The 20,814-nt window shown below is 63.0% G+C and carries 21 protein-coding genes; 11 read left to right on the forward strand and 10 right to left on the reverse strand.

The window, feature by feature from the left end:
* Nucleotide 1: 1 nt before the first annotated feature.
* Nucleotides 2–232 (reverse strand): hypothetical protein, encoded by a 231-nt coding sequence (locus HMPREF2565_RS04665; protein WP_071406930.1) that lies wholly within the window; start codon nucleotides 230–232, stop codon nucleotides 2–4.
* A 270-nt stretch (nucleotides 233–502) separates the two neighbouring features.
* Here HMPREF2565_RS04665 and HMPREF2565_RS04670 point away from each other — a divergent pair, with 270 nt between their 5' ends.
* Nucleotides 503–1,903 (forward strand): MDR family MFS transporter, encoded by a 1,401-nt coding sequence (locus tag HMPREF2565_RS04670; protein ID WP_070515880.1) that lies wholly within the window; start codon nucleotides 503–505, stop codon nucleotides 1,901–1,903.
* 9 nt (nucleotides 1,904–1,912) lie between these two features.
* Here HMPREF2565_RS04670 and HMPREF2565_RS04675 read toward each other — a convergent pair whose 3' ends face one another.
* The 4 genes from HMPREF2565_RS04675 to HMPREF2565_RS04690 all read right to left on the reverse strand — a co-directional run bounded on the left by HMPREF2565_RS04675 (nucleotide 1,913) and on the right by HMPREF2565_RS04690 (nucleotide 6,230).
* Nucleotides 1,913–3,163 (reverse strand): serine/threonine protein kinase, encoded by a 1,251-nt coding sequence (locus tag HMPREF2565_RS04675; protein WP_070546278.1) that lies wholly within the window; start codon nucleotides 3,161–3,163, stop codon nucleotides 1,913–1,915.
* A gap of 111 nt (nucleotides 3,164–3,274) precedes the next feature.
* Complete coding sequence (locus HMPREF2565_RS04680) at nucleotides 3,275–4,753, reverse strand: serine/threonine-protein kinase (protein ID WP_070546280.1); 1,479 nt, start codon at nucleotides 4,751–4,753, stop codon at nucleotides 3,275–3,277.
* Nucleotides 4,754–4,755: 2 nt separating this feature from the next.
* Nucleotides 4,756–5,421: a hypothetical protein gene (locus tag HMPREF2565_RS04685; RefSeq protein WP_070546282.1), complete on the reverse strand. Its 666-nt coding sequence runs from the start codon at nucleotides 5,419–5,421 to the stop codon at nucleotides 4,756–4,758.
* 122 nt (nucleotides 5,422–5,543) lie between these two features.
* Nucleotides 5,544–6,230: a hypothetical protein gene (locus tag HMPREF2565_RS04690; RefSeq protein ID WP_070511101.1), complete on the reverse strand. Its 687-nt coding sequence runs from the start codon at nucleotides 6,228–6,230 to the stop codon at nucleotides 5,544–5,546.
* 234 nt (nucleotides 6,231–6,464) lie between these two features.
* Here HMPREF2565_RS04690 and HMPREF2565_RS04695 point away from each other — a divergent pair, with 234 nt between their 5' ends.
* Nucleotides 6,465–9,242 (forward strand): ATP-dependent Clp protease ATP-binding subunit, encoded by a 2,778-nt coding sequence (locus tag HMPREF2565_RS04695; protein ID WP_071406931.1) that lies wholly within the window; start codon nucleotides 6,465–6,467, stop codon nucleotides 9,240–9,242.
* Nucleotides 9,243–9,726: 484 nt separating this feature from the next.
* Here HMPREF2565_RS04695 and HMPREF2565_RS04700 read toward each other — a convergent pair whose 3' ends face one another.
* Together HMPREF2565_RS04700 and HMPREF2565_RS04705 are read right to left on the reverse strand one after the other, a co-directional pair.
* On the reverse strand, nucleotides 9,727–10,617 hold the full coding sequence (locus HMPREF2565_RS04700) for a cation diffusion facilitator family transporter (protein ID WP_046647215.1): 891 nt from the start codon (nucleotides 10,615–10,617) through the stop codon (nucleotides 9,727–9,729).
* Between the two features lie 71 nt (nucleotides 10,618–10,688).
* Complete coding sequence (locus tag HMPREF2565_RS04705; protein WP_239663587.1) at nucleotides 10,689–11,867, reverse strand: lipase family protein; 1,179 nt, start codon at nucleotides 11,865–11,867, stop codon at nucleotides 10,689–10,691.
* Nucleotides 11,868–11,946: 79 nt separating this feature from the next.
* On the opposite strand from HMPREF2565_RS04705, the gene HMPREF2565_RS04710 reads away from it, so the two are divergent.
* Both HMPREF2565_RS04710 and HMPREF2565_RS04715 read left to right on the forward strand, forming a co-directional pair.
* Nucleotides 11,947–12,117, forward strand: a complete 171-nt coding sequence (locus HMPREF2565_RS04710) for a DUF4236 domain-containing protein (RefSeq protein ID WP_080975064.1) — start codon at nucleotides 11,947–11,949, stop codon at nucleotides 12,115–12,117.
* Complete coding sequence (locus tag HMPREF2565_RS04715; RefSeq protein ID WP_071406932.1) at nucleotides 12,117–13,433, forward strand: threonine/serine exporter family protein; 1,317 nt, start codon at nucleotides 12,117–12,119, stop codon at nucleotides 13,431–13,433. The genes HMPREF2565_RS04710 and HMPREF2565_RS04715 overlap by 1 nt, the downstream gene beginning before the upstream one ends.
* On the opposite strand, the gene HMPREF2565_RS04720 is transcribed toward HMPREF2565_RS04715, so the two are convergent.
* Nucleotides 13,399–14,259 carry an HhH-GPD family protein gene (locus HMPREF2565_RS04720; RefSeq protein ID WP_070821339.1) on the reverse strand — a complete coding sequence of 287 codons (861 nt, stop codon included), beginning with the start codon at nucleotides 14,257–14,259 and terminating at the stop codon, nucleotides 13,399–13,401. The two genes, HMPREF2565_RS04715 and HMPREF2565_RS04720, sit on opposite strands and share 35 nt — an antisense overlap.
* A 41-nt stretch (nucleotides 14,260–14,300) precedes the next feature.
* Between HMPREF2565_RS04720 and HMPREF2565_RS04725 the strand changes: the two genes are divergently transcribed.
* Both HMPREF2565_RS04725 and HMPREF2565_RS04730 read left to right on the forward strand, forming a co-directional pair.
* The gene (locus HMPREF2565_RS04725; RefSeq protein ID WP_049154728.1) at nucleotides 14,301–14,924 is read left to right on the forward strand and encodes a carbonic anhydrase; all 624 of its coding nucleotides are present in this window, start codon (nucleotides 14,301–14,303) and stop codon (nucleotides 14,922–14,924) included.
* Between the two features lie 113 nt (nucleotides 14,925–15,037).
* The gene (locus tag HMPREF2565_RS04730) at nucleotides 15,038–15,763 is read left to right on the forward strand and encodes a hypothetical protein (RefSeq protein WP_049154729.1); all 726 of its coding nucleotides are present in this window, start codon (nucleotides 15,038–15,040) and stop codon (nucleotides 15,761–15,763) included.
* On the opposite strand, the gene radA is transcribed toward HMPREF2565_RS04730, so the two are convergent.
* Nucleotides 15,750–17,132, reverse strand: a complete 1,383-nt coding sequence (gene radA, locus HMPREF2565_RS04735) for a DNA repair protein RadA (RefSeq protein ID WP_049154761.1) — start codon at nucleotides 17,130–17,132, stop codon at nucleotides 15,750–15,752. The genes HMPREF2565_RS04730 and radA overlap by 14 nt on opposite strands.
* A gap of 169 nt (nucleotides 17,133–17,301) precedes the next feature.
* Here radA and HMPREF2565_RS04740 point away from each other — a divergent pair, with 169 nt between their 5' ends.
* Together HMPREF2565_RS04740 and HMPREF2565_RS04745 are read left to right on the forward strand one after the other, a co-directional pair.
* Entirely contained in the window at nucleotides 17,302–17,511 is a 210-nt protein-coding gene (locus HMPREF2565_RS04740) for a hypothetical protein (protein ID WP_049154730.1), read from the forward strand.
* A gap of 43 nt (nucleotides 17,512–17,554) precedes the next feature.
* Nucleotides 17,555–17,788: a hypothetical protein gene (locus HMPREF2565_RS04745; RefSeq protein WP_046647225.1), complete on the forward strand. Its 234-nt coding sequence runs from the start codon at nucleotides 17,555–17,557 to the stop codon at nucleotides 17,786–17,788.
* A 123-nt stretch (nucleotides 17,789–17,911) separates the two neighbouring features.
* Here the strand turns inward: HMPREF2565_RS04745 and HMPREF2565_RS04750 are convergent, their stop codons facing one another.
* Nucleotides 17,912–18,487, reverse strand: a complete 576-nt coding sequence (locus HMPREF2565_RS04750; protein WP_049154731.1) for a hypothetical protein — start codon at nucleotides 18,485–18,487, stop codon at nucleotides 17,912–17,914.
* A 288-nt stretch (nucleotides 18,488–18,775) separates the two neighbouring features.
* Between HMPREF2565_RS04750 and HMPREF2565_RS04755 the strand changes: the two genes are divergently transcribed.
* Genes HMPREF2565_RS04755 through ispF form a run of 3 tightly spaced genes read left to right on the forward strand, consistent with a single transcriptional unit; the run spans nucleotide 18,776 to nucleotide 20,568 of the window.
* Nucleotides 18,776–19,360 (forward strand): CarD family transcriptional regulator, encoded by a 585-nt coding sequence (locus tag HMPREF2565_RS04755; protein ID WP_070511088.1) that lies wholly within the window; start codon nucleotides 18,776–18,778, stop codon nucleotides 19,358–19,360.
* Nucleotides 19,332–20,084: a 2-C-methyl-D-erythritol 4-phosphate cytidylyltransferase gene (gene ispD / locus HMPREF2565_RS04760; RefSeq protein WP_046649266.1), complete on the forward strand. Its 753-nt coding sequence runs from the start codon at nucleotides 19,332–19,334 to the stop codon at nucleotides 20,082–20,084. The genes HMPREF2565_RS04755 and ispD overlap by 29 nt, the downstream gene beginning before the upstream one ends.
* Nucleotides 20,077–20,568 carry a 2-C-methyl-D-erythritol 2,4-cyclodiphosphate synthase gene (gene ispF / locus HMPREF2565_RS04765; RefSeq protein ID WP_070596946.1) on the forward strand — a complete coding sequence of 164 codons (492 nt, stop codon included), beginning with the start codon at nucleotides 20,077–20,079 and terminating at the stop codon, nucleotides 20,566–20,568. Before ispD ends, ispF begins: the two co-directional genes overlap by 8 nt.
* The last annotated feature ends 246 nt before the right edge of the window (nucleotides 20,569–20,814 follow it).

Raw genomic sequence — 20,814 nt, forward strand, 5'->3', positions numbered from 1 at the left:
ATCAACGCACTCTAAAACCGGAAGGGCCGGATAACTCCGCCGCGAGGAAGCTGCCCACGTTACTCACCATCCAGTTGTCCTCTTGCTGCCAGAAGTGGAGGAAGTGGCGGTGCATGGAGGCGTCATCAGGAGCCAGCGGGAAGTCCCCCGCGCGGCCTGCCACTAGCTGCTGACCTGGGCGCACGACGGCGCGTTCCCCAGCGGAGTTAGTGACAAGGAGGTCGCGCTGCATCCAGAGGCCTTTCTGTAACTTTAGGCAGTAGCTTTTAGAGCTTTGAGTAGTACGGAGGGCGCTGTCACCTTTACACTGCCGTGTGGCCTAGCGCGCCTGCTGAGATTCCGGGGAGTGCCACCCAACGAGGGTTCACATTTGGCTCGTGTGGCACCCCCGGCCACCAGAGGAATACACTAAATCGCTCACGTGTTGTCTCTTGGGCGCTGACGATGTGAGTAGCAGCGCTGAAGACCCAAAATAGAAAAGTTGAAAGGTGTAGCCGGCCGCATGTCCGCTGAAATCCCTTCGAAGGTAATAACTACCCTCAGCATCCTGGTGCTGGGAGCGATGGTCATGATTCTCAACGAGACCTCGCTCTCCGTTGCGCTACCAGCCATTATGGCGGACTACTCCATTCCTGCCACGAGTGCCCAGTGGTTGTTGACGGGATTCATGCTCACCATGGCTGTGGTTATCCCGACCACCGGCTTCCTTCTGGAAAGGCTCACGACGCGCCAGATCTTCGTTGCGTCCGCGGGGCTCTTCCTGGCCGGAACCGTGGTGGCGGCCCTCGCACCGAGCTTCTTCATCCTGCTGGTGGGCCGCGTCCTTCAAGCTGGCGGAACCGCTTTGATGATCCCTACCCTTATGACCGTGGCCATGACGCTGGTCCCAGCGCAGCGTCGTGGCACGGTGATGGGCATCATTTCCGTGGTGATCTCCGTGGCCCCGGCATTGGGCCCCACCGTCGGCGGAGCGATTCTCAACCACTTCACCTGGCACGTTATCTTCTGGGCCATGGTCCCGCTCATCGCCCTCATTCTCGTCGCCGGGCTGTGGCGTTTGGACAATGTGGGGGAGAACCGTGATACCCCGCTCGACGGCCTCTCCGTCGTCCTTTCCGCCTTCGCGTTTGGCGGTTTGATCTACGGCCTGTCCTCGATGGAAAAGATCCTGCAGGGTGACGGCTGGGTGGACATCGCCGTTACCGTGGTGGGCGTCATCGCGCTCGCCGTATTCATCCGTCGGCAGCAGCGCTTGGCGCTGGAGGATCGCGCCCTGATGGATCTGCGTCCCTTCCGTGTGCGCAATTTCACCCTCGCGGTGATCATCCTCCTCCTGTCCTTTGGGCTCATGCTGGGAATGGTCACGGTCTTGCCCATCTATCTGCAAACCACACTGGGTGCTACGGCCTTTGCCACGGGGTTGGCGGTGATGCCGGGCGGCATCCTCCAAGCCTTCCTCTCTCCGATTGTGGGCCGGCTCTTCGATTCCTATGGCCCGCGCCCGCTCATGATTCCCGGGTCGCTGCTCATGGTGGCCGGGCTGTGGCTCATGGCCACCTTGGGTGAGAACTCAGCCGTGTGGATGGTCGTGGGTATGCACGTGATCTTCTCCCTCGGCATGTGCTTGATGATGACGCCGCTGATGACCACTGCGCTGTCCTCGCTTCCGAAGAAGCTCTACTCGCACGGCTCGGCAATCATGAACACTTTCCAGCAGTTGGCGGGTGCGACGGGAACGGCTTTGCTCGTTGTCTTCCTCACCCGCGGCACCCTGGCTGGCGCTGCCGCTGGGCTAAGCCCGGCCGCGGCGACGGCGCAGGGAACGCACTGGGCTTTCCTGTTTGCCGGCGTGGCCGGCATCGCCATTGCGGTGATAGCACCGCTGCTTAAGCGCGCGGATTAAGTGCGCGGTTTAACACAGCGGCAGGTTGAGGCGGATGTCCTCTGCGTCCTCGCCCCAGACGAGGACGGCGTCAGCGGAGTCCTCGGCGCTCATGTAGAACACCGGCTCGGAATCGGAAATGTCGTAGCTGTACACGGTGCAGCGTCCGTTGGATAGTTCCTGCGCGCCCTGCGTCGGGCCGGCGGCCTCGCGCTGGGCGGCGTCCCCGTACCGCGCCACGGAGTAGCTCACGCCGTTACCAACGCACGTAATTTTGGCCTCCTGGCCGTCTTCCGGATCACGGGATTCGCAGGTGGCGCCGTTGAAGCCTTCGTCGCCGGGGCGGGAGCTGATGAGCCCGGGGTGGGCATCGGCAAGCGCCTGTTCTGAGTCGGACCACGCCGACCGCCCTAGGAAGAACCACAGCAGTCCACCAACCAGGAGCAGGAGAAGAAGACCCACGCCCAAGCCCGCAAAGACCTTGCCTTTCGACTTCGAGGTGCGCGTGGTGGATGATTCCTCCGCGGGGTCGGCAGCATAGCCAGGTTGCGGTTGCTGGGGTTGCTGGGGTTGCTGCGGCCCGGCCCACTCCGCCTGCGGGGCGGCGGTGTGTTGCGGAGCTGACTGCCACGGGGCCGCGCCCGGGCCCGGGCTGTCCGCGTGTGTGCTGCGCACGGCGTCGATAACGGCGGCGGCTGAGGGGTAGGCGGCCGCGGCGCGGAAGCCTGGGTAGGCCGCGGAGACGAGCTGGGCCAGGCGGTCGATGACCTCCTTCGCGGAGGCAGTGGGGGCGTCGGTAGCGGTGGCTGGGCCGACTGAGGCGAAGAAGGCGTTCGAGCGGTTATCGGTGAGGATGATGCGCCGCGGGTTGAGCGCACGGAGAGCAAAGCCAGCGCGGCCCTGCTGGATAAGGAAGTCCGTGGCGTCGGCCAAGGGAGCAAAGACGGCGAGAGCCTCCTCCTGGGAAAGGTGATGGGCGCCGATGCCAGACGACGTGTACTTCGACAGCTGCTCGCCCGGCAGGCTGCGGCGTACAAAAAACTCCTGACCATTGTTCATCGTGCCCGTACCCACGATAGGGGCAATGGCGCTGTGCTGCAGCTGGCCAACGATTCCGGACTGGCGGAGCACGCCGCGGTGCTCCGGACCATAAATTTCTACGAGGAGTTCGTCCTGCGAGGGATCTTCCACGAGAAACAGCGAGGAGCCCGCCCCTTGGTCCAAGACAGCCTTCTCGCGCAGCCGGTGCTGGGTAGTGAAAAATTCAGGAAGCGTAGTCACGGTGAGAGAAATCCTTCGTGGAGGAGGTCGACGGTGAGGTATAAGAATCTTCCTCATTCTAAAGGCGACACCGTGTCCATGGGCGTGACACAGCGCTCCCGCCACGGTGGGCTAACAGATGGGCAAGCTCAAACGGTCCTCGCGAGCATGCGGACCAGCAAGAACGAGAGCAAAACGCGCGGAGACTCCCGAGGGGTACACTCCCCACGTTCCCGGCTGGTGAGGGATTTCCGCCGAGGTGATGCTGCACGCATCCTGGACTAAGACGTCGAGGCGGCGCGGCATGATGGAGTTACGGTTGTCCTCCGTGCCGAAATCAGCTGCGACGAGCGTGAGGTCGTCGCCCCTGCACACGATTCGAGCCTGCTGCCCCGCTTCCGGCAGCGCGGGGCGGCAGTCGAGGTTGCGCCACGGAGCGCGGCCAGGGTGCTCCGGCAACAACTGTGGAAATTGTTGGGCCAGAACCTCGTCGTAGTCGTCCCACCCCGCGCCGTACAGCGCTAGTCCGCCGGCGACTGCCAGACACAGCAACACCGCCGCAAGCACGCCCCCGAGGATGCTCAGATGGCGGCGCCGCGGCTGCTGGGCGCGCTCGTGGTGGGGGCTGGCCGGTGGCGTAGCAGGGCCGGCGGCAGCATCCGGGGCTGCGGGGCGCGGCGCGGACGCCAGCTCACTCAGCTCCGCGAGCATCTCCGATGCGCTGGCGAAGCGCTGATGAGGATCCGGGTTCAGCGCGCTGGCGAAAAAAGTGTTGAGGGCGGGGGCGAGGGGAGCGTCGCCAGGCGCCAGATTATGAGCGGTCAACTGCGGTATCACACGGCTGTGCGCCCACTGCTGGGGACTGGTGGCGCGGCGCAGATTAACCAGAGTGAGCATCTCCAGCGCGATGAGCGCGAGCGAGTAGCGGTCGCTGGCGGCGGTCGGCTGCGGTGGCTGCTTGACCAGCTGCGTGGGGTAGAGCTCCGGCGCCATGTAGGCATCCGTGCCCACGCGCAGGCCTTCGCGGGTCAAGCGCGTCGTGTCCTCATTGATGGCGATGCCAAAGTCCGCCAGCATGACGGTACAGCCCTCGTTATCACTGTGGGCCGTGGGGGAAGGCGTGCTATCGGCGATGATGTTCGCGGGCTTGACGTCGCGGTGAATGACCGGCGAAGGCAGGGCCGCCAGGTAGTCCAGGGCCTGTGCGATGGGCGCGAGCAGCTGCACGGTTTCCTCCACCGTGAACTTGGAATTGTCCAAGATGCGCTGGTTGATGTGCGCCTCCAGGCTGGGGCCGCGCAGGAATTTCATAATGAAATAAGGCACGCCGCCCGGGGTGATGTCGCCATCGTAGATAGGCACGATGGCCGGATGCTCGAGTGCCGCGACGGTGCGCATCTCCGCCATGAAGCGGCGGACTTCCTCATCGTCCTCGGCCGCATGCTGCGCGATGACCTTGATGGCTACTTCGCGGTCCAAGCTTTCCTTGCGGGCAAAGACGATGGTGCCCATGCCACCCGCACCGATCTGGTGGAACTGCGAGTAGCCCTTGGCGCTGAGCTCGGGCTCAAGATCCAAAGGCAGACCGGAAGCGGTGGGCTGGCTGTTCATGGCTATGCGGCGACGATGATGGGCTGGTGAATGACAAAAGGCTCATAACCGGCCTGCCGGATGCTGATCTCTGCGACAAAGTCGCCAGGGTCGGTGAGCCGAGCAACCAGCGTGCACTCGCCGGACTCACAGTCCACGACGAAATCCTCGCCCTCCTTGAGGTGGTGTGACTGGGTGTCGTCGAGAAGCGCCACCTGCCATTCGGCATTGTTGTCCAAATCCGCCTCGTCCCCACTCAAGTTCGTGGCCTGCACGCTGAGGACAAGGGCACCCCCGGTGGCCCACTGCAGCACGCCGGTCGGGGCAGAGCCGCCGGTAGCCCCGTCGTAGCGCCGGTTGTCCAGCTCAACGCGCAGGGTTTGGAAACCGTAGGGCTCTACGCCCGAGTAGGTGGCCACGATTTCGTTGACCACTCCTGGGCCCGCTTCCTTTTTCGTGAGCAGGTAGGTGCCGTCCTCCTGGCGCAGGTGCGAAGGTTCGCTGGGTTCTGGGATCTCGGAATCGGTCCCCTCGACAGGAACGTCTTCGTGCTGGGACAGGGTGGTCTGGCCCGTGACCGTGAACTTGGGCGCATCCTCCGCGGTGTCTTTGTTCGTCGCGCACGCAGACAGCGCGAGGAGCGCTACGCCGAGTCCAGCTAGCGCGCGCGGAGAGACGGAGGCGAACATTGGTTGTCAGATCCTTGCAGAGGGACAGATGAGGGATAGAAGGGGATAAAAATAGATAGGGGCCAGAATCAGACAAAGAATAACAGCACCGGTGAGCGGCTTAAAACAATAATGCTGAATTGTTATGAAAGGTGCGCATAGTAGTGCGGGTGCGCGGCCGCGAATTGGGCGAGCACAATGCGCCATGAGATCTTTTGGCCCGGCTGGAACTGCGGAACGCCGAGCTTTTGCAAGGTCTCCGCCAGCGTCTGAATCTTGCGCTCTACTTTCTTTTCCGTCCAATCCAGGGCCTCTGCTAGCTCGCGCTGACTACTCACGACCACCCGTGGCTCCGCGGCGGGGTTGTCGAGGAGTGGCTGAGCGAGGGTCTTGAGCAGCAGGCACTGCTCCTCATTCGGCTCGAAGACGTGGGTGGTAAACGGCCCATCCGGTGGAAGGCTGGGCTGTGGGCTGCGCAGCGACTGCATGACGGTGAGCTCGCACTCGTAGCTCATGGTGGCAGTGGAGAAATAGAGCGTGGAGGTTCCCGGGTGCAGGACCTCAATGCTGCCGGGGCTGATGAGGGTGCGGCCGAAGCCGCAGGCGGCGGGCGGCTGGATCGTAGCGGCGATGAAACTGCCGATGTTCTTGATGAACCACTGTGAGCCATTGGACCACACCTGCAGGAACGTGCGGTGCATGGCGGGATCATCGGAGGCCAGTAGGAAGTCCCCCTGGCGGCCAAGGGTGACGCTTTCGGAGACCTCGAGGAGGCGGGAGTGCCCAATCAGATCGTCGATAAGCAGGGTGCCGTGCTGTGCCTGTTGCATCGGGGGAGGCTCCTTCCCGCGGGGATGTAACCAGTGTTGACTGAAGAGTTACTTTACTTCAAGGCTTGCGCGCAGGCGCTTGGCGACGCCTCCCGCCACCTGTTCGCTACCGGCGTACAGTGGCTCTACCTGGGGAAATGAGGTTTTTGAGTAGGGGGGTGCGGAATTCGCGAATGGAGTGTCCGCCCCGCGCGTTAGAGTGGATGACACATTTACAGCGAAAGGTAAGAGGTAATGTTCGAGAGGTTTACTGACCGTGCTCGCCGCGTCATTGTTTTGGCGCAGGAGGAAGCACGCATGCTCAACCACAATTACATCGGCACCGAGCACATCCTCCTGGGGCTTATTCACGAAGGCGAAGGTGTAGCGGCCAAGGCTTTGGAGTCCATGGGTATCTCGCTGGAGGACGTCCGCCGTGAGGTGGAAGAGATTATTGGTCAAGGTTCTCAGCCGCACACCGGCCACATCCCATTTACCCCGCGCGCGAAGAAGGTTCTCGAGCTCTCCCTGCGTGAGGGTCTCCAGATGGGCCACAAGTACATTGGCACTGAGTTCCTGCTGCTTGGCCTCATCCGTGAGGGTGACGGCGTGGCGGCTCAGGTGCTGACCAAGCTGGGCGCCGACCTGCCGCGCGTGCGCCAGCAGGTTATCCAGCTGCTCTCAGGCTACGAAGGGAATGAAGGCGAAGGCGGCCAGTCCCAGGGTGGCCCCGGCCCGGTAGGTGCCGGTGCCGGCGCTGGCCAGGGAGGCCGTGTTGGCCCGGGTGGCTCCGGCGAGCGCTCCAACTCCCTGGTGCTGGACCAGTTTGGCCGCAACCTCACCCAGGCTGCGCGCGACGGCAAGCTGGACCCAGTCGTGGGTCGCGATTCCGAGATTGAACGCATCATGCAGGTTCTGTCTCGCCGCACCAAGAACAACCCGGTGCTCATCGGTGAGCCCGGCGTGGGGAAGACCGCCGTGGTCGAGGGCCTAGCCCTCGATATCGTTAACGGCAAGGTCCCGGAGACCCTCAAGGATAAGCAGCTCTATTCGCTGGACCTCGGCTCCCTGGTGGCTGGCTCGCGCTACCGCGGTGACTTCGAGGAGCGCCTGAAGAAGGTGCTCAAGGAGATTAACCAGCGCGGTGACATCATCCTCTTTATCGATGAGATCCACACCCTGGTCGGCGCCGGTGCCGCCGAGGGCGCTATCGATGCTGCTTCCTTGCTAAAGCCGAAACTGGCTCGCGGCGAGCTGCAGACCATCGGTGCCACCACCCTGGATGAGTACCGCAAGCACATTGAGAAGGATGCTGCCTTGGAGCGCCGCTTCCAGCCTGTCAAGGTGGAGGAGCCCTCCCTCGATGACACCATCCTGATCCTCAAGGGGCTGCGCGATAAGTACGAGGCACACCACCGCGTCTCCTACACCGATGAAGCGTTGAAGGCTGCAGCCTCCCTGTCGGACCGCTACATCAATGACCGCTTCTTGCCGGATAAGGCTGTTGACCTCCTCGATGAGGCCGGTGCCCGTATGCGCATCAAGCGCATGACCGCCCCGGAGGGCCTGCGCGAAGTGGATGATCGCATCGCAGAGGTCCGCAAGGAAAAGGAAGCTGCGATTGACGCCCAGGACTTCGAGAAGGCCGCTGGACTGCGCGATAAGGAGCGCAAGCTGGGTGAAGAGCGCGCGGAAAAGGAAAAGCAGTGGCGCTCCGGTGACTTGGAGGAAATCGCCGAGGTCGGCGAGGAGCAGATCGCTGAGGTCCTCGCGCACTGGACCGGCATTCCGGTGCTCAAGCTCACGGAGAAGGAATCCAACCGCCTCCTCAACATGGAAGAGGAGCTGCACAAGCGCATCATCGGCCAGGACGATGCCGTCAAGGCCGTGTCCCGCGCCATTCGCCGCACCCGTGCCGGCCTGAAGGACCCGCGCCGTCCTTCCGGTTCCTTCATCTTCGCAGGCCCCTCCGGTGTGGGTAAGACGGAGTTGTCGAAGTCCTTGGCTAACTTCCTCTTCGGTTCGGATGATGACCTCATTCAGATCGATATGGGTGAGTTCCACGATCGCTTCACCGCGTCCCGCCTCTTTGGTGCTCCTCCGGGATACGTTGGCTACGAAGAGGGCGGCCAGCTGACCGAGAAGGTTCGCCGCAAGCCTTTCTCCGTGGTGCTCTTCGATGAGATCGAAAAGGCCCACAAGGAGATTTACAACACCCTTCTGCAGGTGTTGGAGGATGGCCGCCTGACCGATGGGCAGGGCCGCGTGGTGGACTTCAAGAACACCGTGCTTATCTTCACCTCCAACCTGGGCACCCAGGACATCTCCAAGGCCGTGGGCTTGGGCTTCACCGGCTCTTCGGAGAATGACGCCGATGCGCAGTACGAGCGCATGAAGAACAAGGTCAACGACGAGCTGAAGAAGCACTTCCGCCCAGAGTTCCTCAACCGTATCGATGAGATTGTGGTCTTCCACCAGCTCACCCAGGAGCAGATCGTCGAGATGGTGGAGCTGCTCATCGCCCGCGTAGAGAAGCAGCTCTCCGAGCGTGACATGGGCATCGAGCTCACTCAGAAGGCCAAGGACCTGCTGGCTCAGCGTGGCTTCGATCCGGTCTTGGGTGCTCGTCCGCTGCGCCGCACCATCCAGCGCGAGATTGAGGATCAGCTCTCCGAGAAGATCCTCTTCGGCGAAATCGGCGCAGGTGAGATCATCACCGTGGACGTTGAAGGCTGGGACGGCGAGTCCAAGGACAACTCTTCTGCCACCTTCACCTTCACGCCGCGTCCACGCCCGCTGCCGGAGGACACCTTCGACAATGAGCTCGAGGAGACCGCCGTGCGTGAGGCCGATGAGGAACTCGCCACCGAGATCGATGAGGAGTCCCACGGTCCGGATTCCGATGGTCCTGACACCGTCACCCCGGACGTCCTCGACGAGTCTGGTAGCGATTCCGCTGAGGAATCCCACAACGACAATGGCGATGACGGCAACCCGCCGCCGGCAGGTGCCGGTGCTAGCCAGCCGCTTTAAGCGCTGACTTGGGCCCCGTGCTGGACCCATAAGGAATAAGCCCCGAACCGCATGCGTGTGACACCGCGTGCGGTTCGGGGCTTTCTTTGTGTGTCCTCCAGCCGCGGTGGGAGGCACGCCCCAGTGGGCGGGAAGGCCCAGTGGGCGGGAAGGCCCGCCCACCACTAGAAGGGAATCAGCACACCGTCTCGTGAGATTCGTGCTCCGGGTGCTCGACCTGGATGATGGAGGCGTTTGGTAAAAGGCGTCTGACAAAAGGCATCTGTCATAAGGCGTTTTCACGGCTGAAAACGCCTTTTACGCCTTGTAGATGGCGTTTTTAGACCCAAAGATGCCGTTTGCCAGATGCCTTTTGCGGGACGCCCTTTTGACTTGGTTCAGTTTCGTGCGGAACAATCCCACCCCACCGCCGAAAAGTACCAGGTAGCAGTGTTAGGAGTGACGTTGCTCGCCCGCTCATGACCTAAGCCGGGCTAGAAGGGAATCAGCACACCGTCTCGTGGGATTCGTGCTCCGGGTGCTCGATCTGGATGGTGGAGTGCTCGATGCCGTGCTCGCGCAGGGCTTGCTGGGCGGCATCCAACAGAGGGCCGGTCTCGACGGTACCGTCGCGCACGATGTGCACGGTCGTCAGCACGTTCACGCCGTCCAGGCTCCACAGGTGTAGGTCGTGGATGTCGGCAACACCCTCGATCTGTCGCAGCGCGGGCTCGATGACGCTGGCGTCGAAGTCCGCCGGGACCTGCTCGAGCAGCACGCTCGCCGAGAGCCGCATGAGCTGCCAGGCGCGCGGGAGCACCATCGCCGCGATCACCAGGGAGGCGATCACGTCCGCCGCCACAAACCCCGTGGTCAGTACCACGACGCCCGCCACGATCACTGCGATCGAGCCGAGCATATCCACCAGCACGTGCAAGAACGCGCCCTCCACGTTGATTGAGGATTCGCGGTGCCGGTGCAACACCCACGCCGATAGCGCATTCGCCACAAGGCCAATCACCGCGATGATCAGCATCGTTGTTCCTTGTACCTCAGCTGGGCTCTGCAGGCGGCGCACCGCCTCGACGACAATCCACACCGAGATCGCCAGGACCATCACCGCGTTCGCTAGCGCAGCAAGCACCTCTACTCGCCGGTAGCCGTACGTGGCCTGGGCTGATGCTTGTCGACGCCCAACCAACACCGCTAACACCGCGATGATCAACCCAGCGGCGTCGGAAAGCATGTGCATCGCATCCGCCATCAGCGCCATTGAACCCGCCAACCAGCCGCCGATCAGCTCCGCGAAGAAAACGGTGCCGGTAATGCTGAGCGCAATCAAGAGCGCGCGCAGGGGCGTGCTGGAGTGATCGTGGTCGTGGTGCTCGTGTGCCATGCACTCAGCCTATCCCCGCCGGCGCTTATTGACAAGTAAATGAAAATAGATGGCGGCGCCAGGGGGCGATTCTAGGATTCGGCAGGTTGGCAGTTTGACGGTGCGGGGACGTCGCGGAAGCGGTCGATGAGGTAGTTCGTGCCCTGCAGAACCGCGCGGACCGTGGGCGCGGCATGGTTGGTGCCCGAGCCCGGGCTCACGTTGACCGCCCAGGCGTCCTCAAAGTAGACGGTCCCGCCGGCAGCACAGAAGTCGTGAGCCATGCGGCGTGCTTGCTGGTAGGGGATGATGTCATCGGTCGGGGAGTTGACCACCATCATCGGGGCGTTGAGAGCCCGCTGGCCGAGGCGCTGCTCGTGCAGCATGCGGGAGGCCACCGGCTTGCGGCGCAGGAGCTCGGCGAAGGATTCACCGCTCGTGGTCAGCTCACTGGTTCGAACATTTCCCCAGGTAGACATCGATTCGCGCAAACAAAAGGTGGCAGCGTCGGCGAGGAATGTGTGGCCGCGCGGATTCATCTCACCGATGATTTCCCGGGAGAACTCCGGGCTACGCTCCGCAAAACCATTGATGGCGTAGCCCAACACGTGAACGAGCGCTGAGCCGTCGACCGCCTGCATCACCTCGAAGAGGTCCGCTGGCGGTGCACCGGCGAAAGTTCCCTTGACGTTGAGCTCGGGGGCGTAGCTCGCGGCGTATTCGCCCGCAGCGGCAGCTGCGCCACCGCCTTGGGAGTAGCCGACAAATCCCACGGGGGAATCGGCGGGAGCACCGGCGAGCCGGAGCGCGGCGCGGGCGGCGTCAAGAACCGCGTGGGCCTCCTCGACGTTGTTGACATAAGAATGGTGCCCCGGGGTTCCGAGCCCGATGTAGTCCGTGACTACGACGCGCACACCTTGGGAGGCCGCGTAGTTATACACGCGCGTGGCCGCAGCTTCATAGCGCTGGTCAACGCGGTTGCCGTCGGCGGCGAAACGGGCTCGGGACGGCGCACACTGGTCACCCGCCCCACGCGTTCCCGGCGCGTAGACGATAGTTGGGCGCTCGCCCGGCCCGTTCCATGGTGCTGAGGACTCGTAGACCATGCCGGTCACCGTGGTGGGTGTGCCATCCATGAGGGTGGAGGAATAAGAGATAACAGTGGCCTTAACACCGGGTTGTTCTATCGGTGACGCCGATTGGACGCTGCCCGGCTCCACCGCGTGGGCGGCGGGCGATGCCAGAATAAGAGCAGCGGTGGTCGTTAGCACTGTTAACAGGGATTTTATTCGCACAAAGCTCAGAGTAGCCTGCGGCGTCGTAGTGCGCATCCGCGCTAAGCTGGCACGCATGGGAATTTATTATCGCAAGCGCAAGAAGACCGGAAAGAACAGCTGGATCAACCTCTCCGGCTCCGGTGCCTCGATGTCGACGAAGGTCGGCCCCGTGACGTTTAACTCCCGCGGCGGCATGTGGGTCAACCTGCCCGGAGGCCTGAATTTCCGGGGACGCTGGCGCTAATGACATCTCACCCCAACAGCGACTATGTCCGTATGGGGTACGAGGCCGACGTCGTCTTGCGCCTAGGCATGATGCTCATGGGGGCGGGAACGTCCGGCTACCGCGTGCTGCGCGGCATGAAACGTGCCGCCCGCGCGCTCGGCTTTGATCGGCTCGACGCCAACGTTGGCGTCACCCAGATAACATGCACGTTTCACCGCGGCCGCGAGTTTCGCACCGTGGTGGCCCAGCAGCATTCACCGGCTGTCGATGCATCCCGGATCGAAGCCCTTGAGGACCTTACCCACCACAAGCTGTACGCGGGCATTACGGCCGAAGAGCTCACGGAGATGCTTGATTCCATCGAGTCAACGGTGGTCAAGCGTTGGAACCGCTGGCTCTTGGCTGCAGCGGCAGCTATTGCGTGCGCCTCTTTCGCGGTCCTGAACTTCTTCACGCCGCTGGCGATTCTCCTAGTGGCTCTCGCCGCTTTCTGCGGCCAGCTCACCCGCGCGGTCTTGCACGGCAAGCACGTTCACCAGCTGGGTTGCATCGTGGCGGCCGGAACTGTGGCTAGCCTCGTGTACTTCTTCACCACCGAGGCTGTGGCCGCCGCCGGGGTAGCGGACCCGTCGGAGTTTTCCTCGGGCTATGTGGCCGCCGTACTTTTCCTCATTCCCGGCTTCCCGCTATTCTCCGCGCTCATTGATCTCGCGCGCTTCGACTTCGAGGCCGGACTATCCCGCCTGACCTACGCGCTGACGGTGATCACAGCTGCGACCTTTACCGTGGCCTTAGTCAGCTGGACCACGGAACTCACCCCGGAACCGGGAATTCCGGACTATGCGCCCGTGTGGTACCTCGCCGCCGCGGCGGCCAGCTTCCTAGGCATTTCCGGATTCGCGTTCCTCTTTAACTCCTCGCGCCGGATGGTGCTCGTGGCGGCCGCGGTGGGAACGGTGGCCAACCTTGTGCGCCTGCTCCTCATCGGCGTCGGGGCCACGGCCTACGTCGGCGCCTTCGTAGGTGGTCTCATCGTCGGGCTCTTGGGTGCGGTGGCCTCCACACGCGCACACCTACCGCGCATCACCACGACGGTGCCCGCGTCCGTCATCATGATCCCGGGCACCTCCATGTTCCGCACTGTCTATCACCTCAACGTGGGTAACATGGACCAGGCGTTGAGCAACTTCGCTACCGCCTCGATGGCCGTGGCAGCCATCGGCTGTGGGCTTATCCTCGCGCGCCTGTTGACCGACCGTGACTGGACCTTCGGCCACCTCATCGACTTCTCACATGTGCCTAGTGCGGAAGGTGGAACAAACCCTCGTCGTTGACATCCATCAACCCATCCTCGAGCAGTGAGGCTTGTGCGCGCGAGCGCTGTGCCGCGTCCGGCCATACCGCGTCGAGCGCGGATTGCTCGACGGGATGAGGGGTGGCGCGGAGGACGTCGAGAAGCAGCCCTCGCACCTGCCGGTCTGTACCGGTGAACTTTTGCACTCGCTTCTTGGCCCGCGCGGTCTCTTCTTCGCTGGGCTCCGGACAGCCCGCGAGCTGCCAGGCGCACGTGGACTTAATGGGGCAGGCGGCACAGTCGGGGTTCTTCGCCGTGCACACCAGCGCGCCGAGTTCCATGAGTGCGGCCGAAAAACGCGGACCGTTCTCATCCGGAAGCAGGGCTTCTACCTGTGCTAATTCGCGTTTCGCGGGCGTCGGGGCGAGGAAGCGCCCCTCCTCGGCGCGGGCGTAGACGCGGCGGACGTTGGTATCTACCACCGGGACGTTGTGGCCAAAATGGAAACAGGCTACAGCACGCGCGGTGTACTCACCGATCCCCGGTAGCGCCAAGAGCTTGTCGACGTCTCCCGGAACCGCGCCTTCACCAATCTCTTTCGCGCACTCCCACAAGCGCAACGCGCGGCGCGGGTAGCCCAGCTTGCCCCACGCGCGCAGGACATCCGCTTTGGAAGCCGCCGCGAGGTCCTGTGGGGTGGGCCAGCGGCGCATCCACTCCTCCCACTGCGGGGCGACGCGCGCGACGGGTGTTTGCTGGCTCATGACCTCGCTTAAGAGCACGCCCCACGCTGAGGTGCCCGGCCGGCGCCACGGTAGGGGACGCTCATGGGCATCGAACCATTCCACGACAGCTTGGGTATCCATAGGCATCTCAGTGTAGGGCGGTGGGGACTAGAGTAAGAATCATGCCTTTAGTAGATGTCCCTCAAAACCCACAGAAGGTGTGGGAAGCCCTCCAGGAAGGTAACCACCGCCTGGTGACGGGTAACCTCATCGACGTTAACCAAGACGCGAAGCTGCGCGCTGGCCTGACTCAGGGCCAGGACCCACGCGTCATCGTGCTGGCCTGCTCCGATTCCCGCGCGCCCATTGAGCACGTGTTCAACATTGGTTTCGGCGATGCCTTCGTCATCCGCACCGCCGGTCACATCCTGGACAGCGCGGTGATGGCGTCGCTGGACTATGCCCTGGAGAATCTCAAGGCCAACCTGCTCGTGGTGATGGGGCATCAGTCCTGCGGTGCGGTGGGCGCAGCCGCGGACTTCCTGGCGGGCGGCGATCTGCCGACGGGCCTGCAGCGTCCGATCATTGAGCGTGTGGCCGCTGCCTCGATGGTGGCCAAGCGTGATGGCCGCGAGGAACTCGCCGATTTTGAGCGCGAGAATACCGCGCAGACAGTCTCCCAGATCATTTCTGACGTTCCGGCTGCGCGCCAGCTTCTCGACGCCGGCACGCTCGGCATCGTCGGCCTGCGCTACCTCCTAGAGGATTCCAGCGTGGAGACCGTCGTCCTGCACGGCGTTCACTAGGCTCGCCGGCTGGCCCGGGCACTGGGCGGGACTAAGCGCATAGAAGTCGCTGCTCAAGACACGCGGCCCCGGGCTGGCCCGGGTTGGGCTCTAGTCCCCTTAAACTAAGAGCTGTGACTGAGCCATCCCGTACCCCGAAGCAGCTGCCGCGAGAGATTTACCTGCGTCGCCGCATCGCCGCGCTCGTGGCGATTCTGGTACTCGTGGTCATCCTTATTTGGGCTGCTACCGCGCTCTTTAGCGGTTCGAAGGAGGACCCGGGAGCCGAGTCGCAGCAGGCGGCGGCGTCGGGAACTCTGACTCCGTCGGAGGATGCAACCTCGGCGGTGGAGACGACGGAATCCACTGCGTCTGAGGAATCCACCGAGCCCGAGGCGGGGGAGGCGGACAAAGAAGAACCGACCTCCGAGGCAAAGCCAGCTGAGCTCACCGTTGATCCATCCAAGACAACGTGTTCCCTCCAAGACCTTAAAGTGATGGCCAAGACCAACGAGGACAGCGTCCCCGCTGGAAAGATGCCCACGTTCTACTTGGAGGTATTTAACCCGACGACGGAGGACTGCTCCATCGATCTCGATGAAGAGCAGCTGCGTTTCGAGGTCTACAAGATGGGCTCGAACGAACGCGTGTGGTCCGATACCGATTGCTATGCCTCGGTAGAAACCGGCAAGCAGACTTTCAAGTCCGGTGAGACGCGCTACTTCCAGGCGGATTGGTCCCGCAAGCGCTCCGAGCCGGGCCAGTGCACCGAGCGCGAGGAAGCCGAGCCGGGCGCTTACTTCCTGCATACTGTCATCGGGGAAAACTACTCCCCAGCGTTGCCGTTCAACTTGCTTTAAGCGCTGCAATCGCCTCGCTCAGGGTTGCGGCTTGGCGCACCTGTATGCCGCCGCCGACATCTACCTTTCCGGGCGGGACGATGGCGTAGCGGTAACCCAAGCGGGACGCTTCTGCCAAGCGGCGGTCTAGGTTCGGTACGCGGCGAACTTCGCCGGCCAAGCCCACCTCGCCGATGACCACCGTCTTCGGTGGTAGCGGCTGCTCGTGCAAGGAAGACCACGTGGCGAGCGCTACGGCAAGATCCGTCGCCGGCTCTTGAATCTTCATGCCGCCCACCGTGGCCACGTAAGCGTCCTTATCGTTGGTGCGTTCACCGGCGCGGGCCTGCAGTACGGCGAGCACCATCGGGACACGGTTGGCATCGAGCCCCGTGACCACGCGCCGCGGGTTCTTCGCCACGGGGTCGACGGTCAGCGCTTGCACCTCGGCCAGGATGGGGCGCACACCATCCATGGCGACGGTCACCGCCGAGCCGTCTGGGGTGCTGCCGCGGTGGGAGAGGAAGAGGCCGGAAGGGTCCGCCACCTCCCGGATGCCAGCGGCGGTTTGCTCAAAACAGCCCATCTCATCGGTGGCGCCGAAGCGGTTCTTGAGTCCCCGGAGCAGACGCAGGGAGGATTGGCGGTCACCTTCAAAGTTCAACACGACGTCCACGAGGTGCTCGAGCACGCGCGGGCCAGCGACGTTGCCGTCCTTGGTCACGTGTCCGACGAGGAGGATGGGGATGCCGGTGGTTTTGGCCAGCGTGGTCAGGGCTGCGGTCACCGCACGCGACTGTGCCACGCCACCGGCTACGCCCTCCACCCCGGCCGCGTGCATGGTTTGGACGGAGTCCACGATGAGGAGGCTGGGCTTGAGCTGTTCGACGTGACCAAAGACGACATCCAAATTCGATTCGGCCGCGAGGTAGAGCGTCTCGTGCAAGGCCCCGGTCCGCTCGGCTCGGGCGCGGACCTGCCCGGCGGATTCCTCGGCCGTGGCATAGAGGGCGGTGCGGCCCAGTTGCGCCCAGCGGGAGGCGACCTCCAATAACAAAGTGGATTTTCCGACTCCCGGCTCACCCGCCATGAGCACCACCGAACCGGGAACGATGCCGCGGCCAAGAACGCGATCGAGCTCCCCGATGCCAGTGTTGAGGGCCTTCGTGGCGGCAGCGCCCACCTTCGTAATCGGAACCGCTGGGCTCGTCGGTGTCAGGCCGGTTGGTCGGCGTCCAGACACAGCGGCCTGGGCCGCGGTGCTGCTTTCTGACGCCGCGGTTTCCTGCAACGTTCCCCATGAACCGCACTCGGGGCAGCGGCCAAGCCACTTGGGGGAGACGAAGCCGCATTCAGAGCACGTGTGGACGGGACGAACCTTTTTTGCCATGCCCATCACTCTAGTAAGTGGTGTGGACATTCACGTCGCGGGCAGGATCGCACCCTTTTCATCGCGCGCGATATGCACAGAGGCGCTACAGTGTTAGCCAGGTTACATCTTGTGTGTGCCTGCCCCCTCTTTATCCCCGTCCGATTTCTCACAACAAGAAGGTATTTCCATGAAGATTCGTCGTACCCTCGTCGCCGCTGGCGCTGCTGCCGCCGTCGCCCTCGCTGGCACCCCGGCTGCTTCTGCCGCACAAGCTCCCGAGCCGCTGGCCACTGTTCTGACCGAGATCACCAACGTCGCTGGCTATGAGGCTCAGAACCTCATCCTCGTACCGGCGGCGCTGTCCTCCTTGGGCTTCCTGTCGAACCTGCTGTCCTAGTCCAGTTCACTTACCCCCACACCTCACTATTCAAGGAGACCCCATGAAGATTCGTCGTACCCTCGTTGCTCTGACCGCTGCTACCTCCCTGGCTGTAGCTGGCGCCCCGGCCGCTTCCGCCGCTACCTACCCGGAACCGCTCAACCAGGTTATGGATGAGATGGTGAAGTACGGCGGCCCGCAGGCGCCGAACCTTCTTCTCATCCCGGCTGCCCTGTCCTCTCTGGGCATTCTTAACTCTCTGCTTGTGATGACTACGGCATCCTCGCGAGCTTAAGAGTTTCCTGCGTTCGCTGAGGAGCGTTAAACGCACACCGCCCCAACTGCCAAAGTTGAAGCCCGTGATTCGAAGATCTGGGAAAACTTTGGCGGCTGGGGCGGTTCTCTATGAAGAAAAGGCTTACTTGTTCTCGGCGTAGCCCTCGGTGGACTGCGGGTCGCGGTCAAAGTCACCGGACTGCAGCGGGGAGGCAGACACGGTGGCGTCAACCTCGATGGTGCCGGTGTTGAAAGTGAAGGTCACCGGGCGGGAGCCGCCGAAGGCGAAGCCGTCGTTCTCCAGGGTGGTGGCTACGTAGGTGATGTTCTTGTCCTTGCCGTCCTTCGGGAGACGGTCCAGGTTCGTCTGGGAATCAGCGTAGAGGGCGTGATCGCGAGGAAGCGGCTCTGCGCCTTCCAGTGGTACGTCCTGGCCGTCGACGCTCACGGACTCGAGGACGACGTCGTCGACCTTGTAGCCCTGGTTGACGGCCACGAACTTCAGGGAGGTCTCACCGGTGTCCGGTTCAACCTGAATGGTGACGTCACGCACGGCCACCTTGCCATCTTCGGTGCTTGCGGATGCGCCGTCGACAGCAATGACCTTTTCCGCGGTCTGTGCAACATGACCGGCCGAGCAGGACGCCAAGGCCAGCGCGGAGAGGGCGGTAACTGACATGATGGCACCGCAGCGAGCGGCGGACTTCAGGGACTGCACTGTGAGTGTCCTCCATTGAATTGCGATCACAAAGCTTATCAACGCTTTAGCCTAGTACCTCCGCAGTAAAAGCACACAGTTTCCGACAAACCTCTTGGGTAAACCGGGGGTAGCCGCGCTTTATGTTGGCCGTCATCGTGGTGTAAAGCGAGCTGCTCTACGGGCTTGGGTGGGGGAGCAGTGCCGGAAAACTGCGTGCTAGAGTAGATACCCTGTATATGCGGCCCACTGAGAGTACGCCGAGAGCGCACGATGGGCACCGTCTCAAAGGCTTCATAAGGAGTGGCAATGGAATTTAAGGTCGGAGAGGTCGTCGTCTACCCCCACCACGGCGCCGCCAAGATTACGGCGATTGAAAAGCGCGAGATGGGCGGCGAGGAGCTCGAGTATCTCGTCCTCCAGATCAACCAGTCCGACCTCGTGGTTCGTGTGCCCTCCAAGAACGTTGAGATGGTGGGCGTGCGTGATGTTGTGGGCAAGGAAGGCCTCGAGAAGGTCTTCTCCGTTTTGCGCGAAGAAGACGTGGAGGAGGCCGGCAACTGGTCCCGCCGCTATAAGGCCAACCAGGAGCGCCTTGCATCCGGCGATATCAACAAGGTGGCAGAAGTCGTGCGTGACTTGTGGCGCCGCGATCAGGACCGCGGCCTGTCCGCCGGTGAGAAGCGCATGCTTGCCAAGGCCCGCCAGATTCTGGTCGGTGAGCTTTCCCTGGCTAAGCCGGTCGATGACAAGAAGGCGGACACCATGATGGAGGAAATCAACGCCACCATCGAGCGCCACCGCGCCGCCGGCTTGGTCGAGGACAAGTCCATCACCACCGACATTGACAATGACGTCGATCTCGATGACCTCTCCTTCGACGACGAAGACTAATACCCGCCGCGTGATCGCCCTCGTCGCGGCGGCCGGTCAGGGAACGCGCCTTGGCGCTGATATTCCTAAGGCCTACGTGGAGCTGCGCGGAAGTACCCTGCTTGAGCGCTCCGTGAAGGCCATGATTACCTCGGAATTTGTCGATGAAGTCATCGTTCTCGTCAGCCCCGCCATGGAGGATTATGCCGCCAGCATCCTCGACCGCATCGATTCTGATATGCCCGTACGCATCGTCCACGGCGGGGGTGAGCGCGCCGATTCCGTCTGGGCGGGCCTGCAAGCCATCCCAGATGAGGATGCCGTGGTGCTGATCCACGACGCCGCCCGGGCGTTGACGCCGCCGGGGATGATCGCGCGCGTCGCCAAGCGCGTGCTCGACGGGGCCACCGCAGTTATCCCGGTCCTTCCCGTGGCGGATACCATCAAAGAAGTCGAGGGGACCACGGTGCTGTCTACTCCGGATCGCTCCCGCCTGCGCGCCGTGCAGACGCCGCAGGGTTTTAACCTGGCCGCGCTGCGCCGCGCCAACCTAGACTATTGGGCGCAGGACCCTGACTTTGTCGCCACGGATGACGCCAGCCTGATGGAATGGCACGGCGAGCGCGTGGAGACCGTGCAGGGAGATACCTTCGCGTTTAAAATCACCACTCCCATCGACCTCGTCCTGGCGAAAGCCGTGACGGATGAGGCCGAACCGACCATCTTCGAGGTGCCTAGTGACTAACCCCATCATCCCGCGCGTGGGAATCGCCACCGATGCCCACCAGATCGAGCCCGGAAAACCCTGCTGGATCGCCGGCCTCCTCTTTGAGGACGTGGATGGCTGCGAGGGCCACTCCGATGGTGACGTGGTGAGCCACGCGCTTGTCGACGCCTTGCTCTCCGCCTCCAACCTCGGCGACCTCGGCTCCTTCGTTGGCGTGGGCCGGCCAGAGTACGACGGAGTCTCCGGAGCACAGTTGTTGCGCGAGTGCCGCGAGCTGCTGAAAAAGGAAGGCTTCATCATCGGCAACGCCGCTGCGCAACTGGTTGGCCAGAGCCCCAAGATGGGCCCGCGGCGGAAGGAAGCCGAGGCCGTTCTGAGCGACATCCTCGGCGCCCCAGTGTCCGTCTCTGCGACGACGACGGATCACCTTGGCTTCACCGGCCGCAAGGAGGGCCGCGCTGCCGTGGCCACGGCCGTAGTCTGGCGCGCTCCCAATTCCTAACGTAAAGTCATCAGAAAAGGAGGACGCTGTGGCTTTGACAATGCGAATTACCAATACCGAGGCACTTCGTGCTCGGCACGACGAACTCCTGCACGCCTTGGAAGCTGTGGTAGGGGAAAACCTTAGCTCTGAAGATTTGCGGATGCTTGCAGAGTCCGGTCGCTTTTCGAAAACAGAGCGCGCTCTATACGACGAGCTCCGACGCGTCGAGCTTTTGCTTGAACGTTAACGGTGGTCTGTATGGGG

It is taken from the genome of Corynebacterium sp. HMSC072A04, from assembly GCF_001809235.1.
GTDB classification, from domain to species: Bacteria; Actinomycetota; Actinomycetes; order Mycobacteriales; family Mycobacteriaceae; genus Corynebacterium; species Corynebacterium hiratae.

Excerpts from the sequence above, each read along its gene's own strand:
- HMPREF2565_RS04665 (WP_071406930.1), bottom strand. The coding sequence starts at position 232 with ATGCAGCGCGACCTCCTTGTCACTAACTCCGCTGGGGAACGCGCCGTC.
- HMPREF2565_RS04670 (WP_070515880.1), top strand. The coding sequence starts at position 503 with ATGTCCGCTGAAATCCCTTCGAAGGTAATAACTACCCTCAGCATCCTG.
- HMPREF2565_RS04680 (WP_070546280.1), bottom strand. The coding sequence starts at position 4,753 with ATGAACAGCCAGCCCACCGCTTCCGGTCTGCCTTTGGATCTTGAGCCC.
- HMPREF2565_RS04685 (WP_070546282.1), bottom strand. The coding sequence starts at position 5,421 with ATGTTCGCCTCCGTCTCTCCGCGCGCGCTAGCTGGACTCGGCGTAGCG.
- HMPREF2565_RS04690 (WP_070511101.1), bottom strand. The coding sequence starts at position 6,230 with ATGCAACAGGCACAGCACGGCACCCTGCTTATCGACGATCTGATTGGG.
- HMPREF2565_RS04695 (WP_071406931.1), top strand. The coding sequence starts at position 6,465 with ATGTTCGAGAGGTTTACTGACCGTGCTCGCCGCGTCATTGTTTTGGCG.
- HMPREF2565_RS04700 (WP_046647215.1), bottom strand. The coding sequence starts at position 10,617 with ATGGCACACGAGCACCACGACCACGATCACTCCAGCACGCCCCTGCGC.
- HMPREF2565_RS04710 (WP_080975064.1), top strand. The coding sequence starts at position 11,947 with ATGGGAATTTATTATCGCAAGCGCAAGAAGACCGGAAAGAACAGCTGG.
- HMPREF2565_RS04715 (WP_071406932.1), top strand. The coding sequence starts at position 12,117 with ATGACATCTCACCCCAACAGCGACTATGTCCGTATGGGGTACGAGGCC.
- HMPREF2565_RS04720 (WP_070821339.1), bottom strand. The coding sequence starts at position 14,259 with ATGGATACCCAAGCTGTCGTGGAATGGTTCGATGCCCATGAGCGTCCC.
- HMPREF2565_RS04725 (WP_049154728.1), top strand. The coding sequence starts at position 14,301 with ATGCCTTTAGTAGATGTCCCTCAAAACCCACAGAAGGTGTGGGAAGCC.
- radA (WP_049154761.1), bottom strand. The coding sequence starts at position 17,132 with ATGGCAAAAAAGGTTCGTCCCGTCCACACGTGCTCTGAATGCGGCTTC.
- HMPREF2565_RS04740 (WP_049154730.1), top strand. The coding sequence starts at position 17,302 with ATGAAGATTCGTCGTACCCTCGTCGCCGCTGGCGCTGCTGCCGCCGTC.
- HMPREF2565_RS04745 (WP_046647225.1), top strand. The coding sequence starts at position 17,555 with ATGAAGATTCGTCGTACCCTCGTTGCTCTGACCGCTGCTACCTCCCTG.
- HMPREF2565_RS04755 (WP_070511088.1), top strand. The coding sequence starts at position 18,776 with ATGGAATTTAAGGTCGGAGAGGTCGTCGTCTACCCCCACCACGGCGCC.
- ispD (WP_046649266.1), top strand. The coding sequence starts at position 19,332 with ATGACCTCTCCTTCGACGACGAAGACTAATACCCGCCGCGTGATCGCC.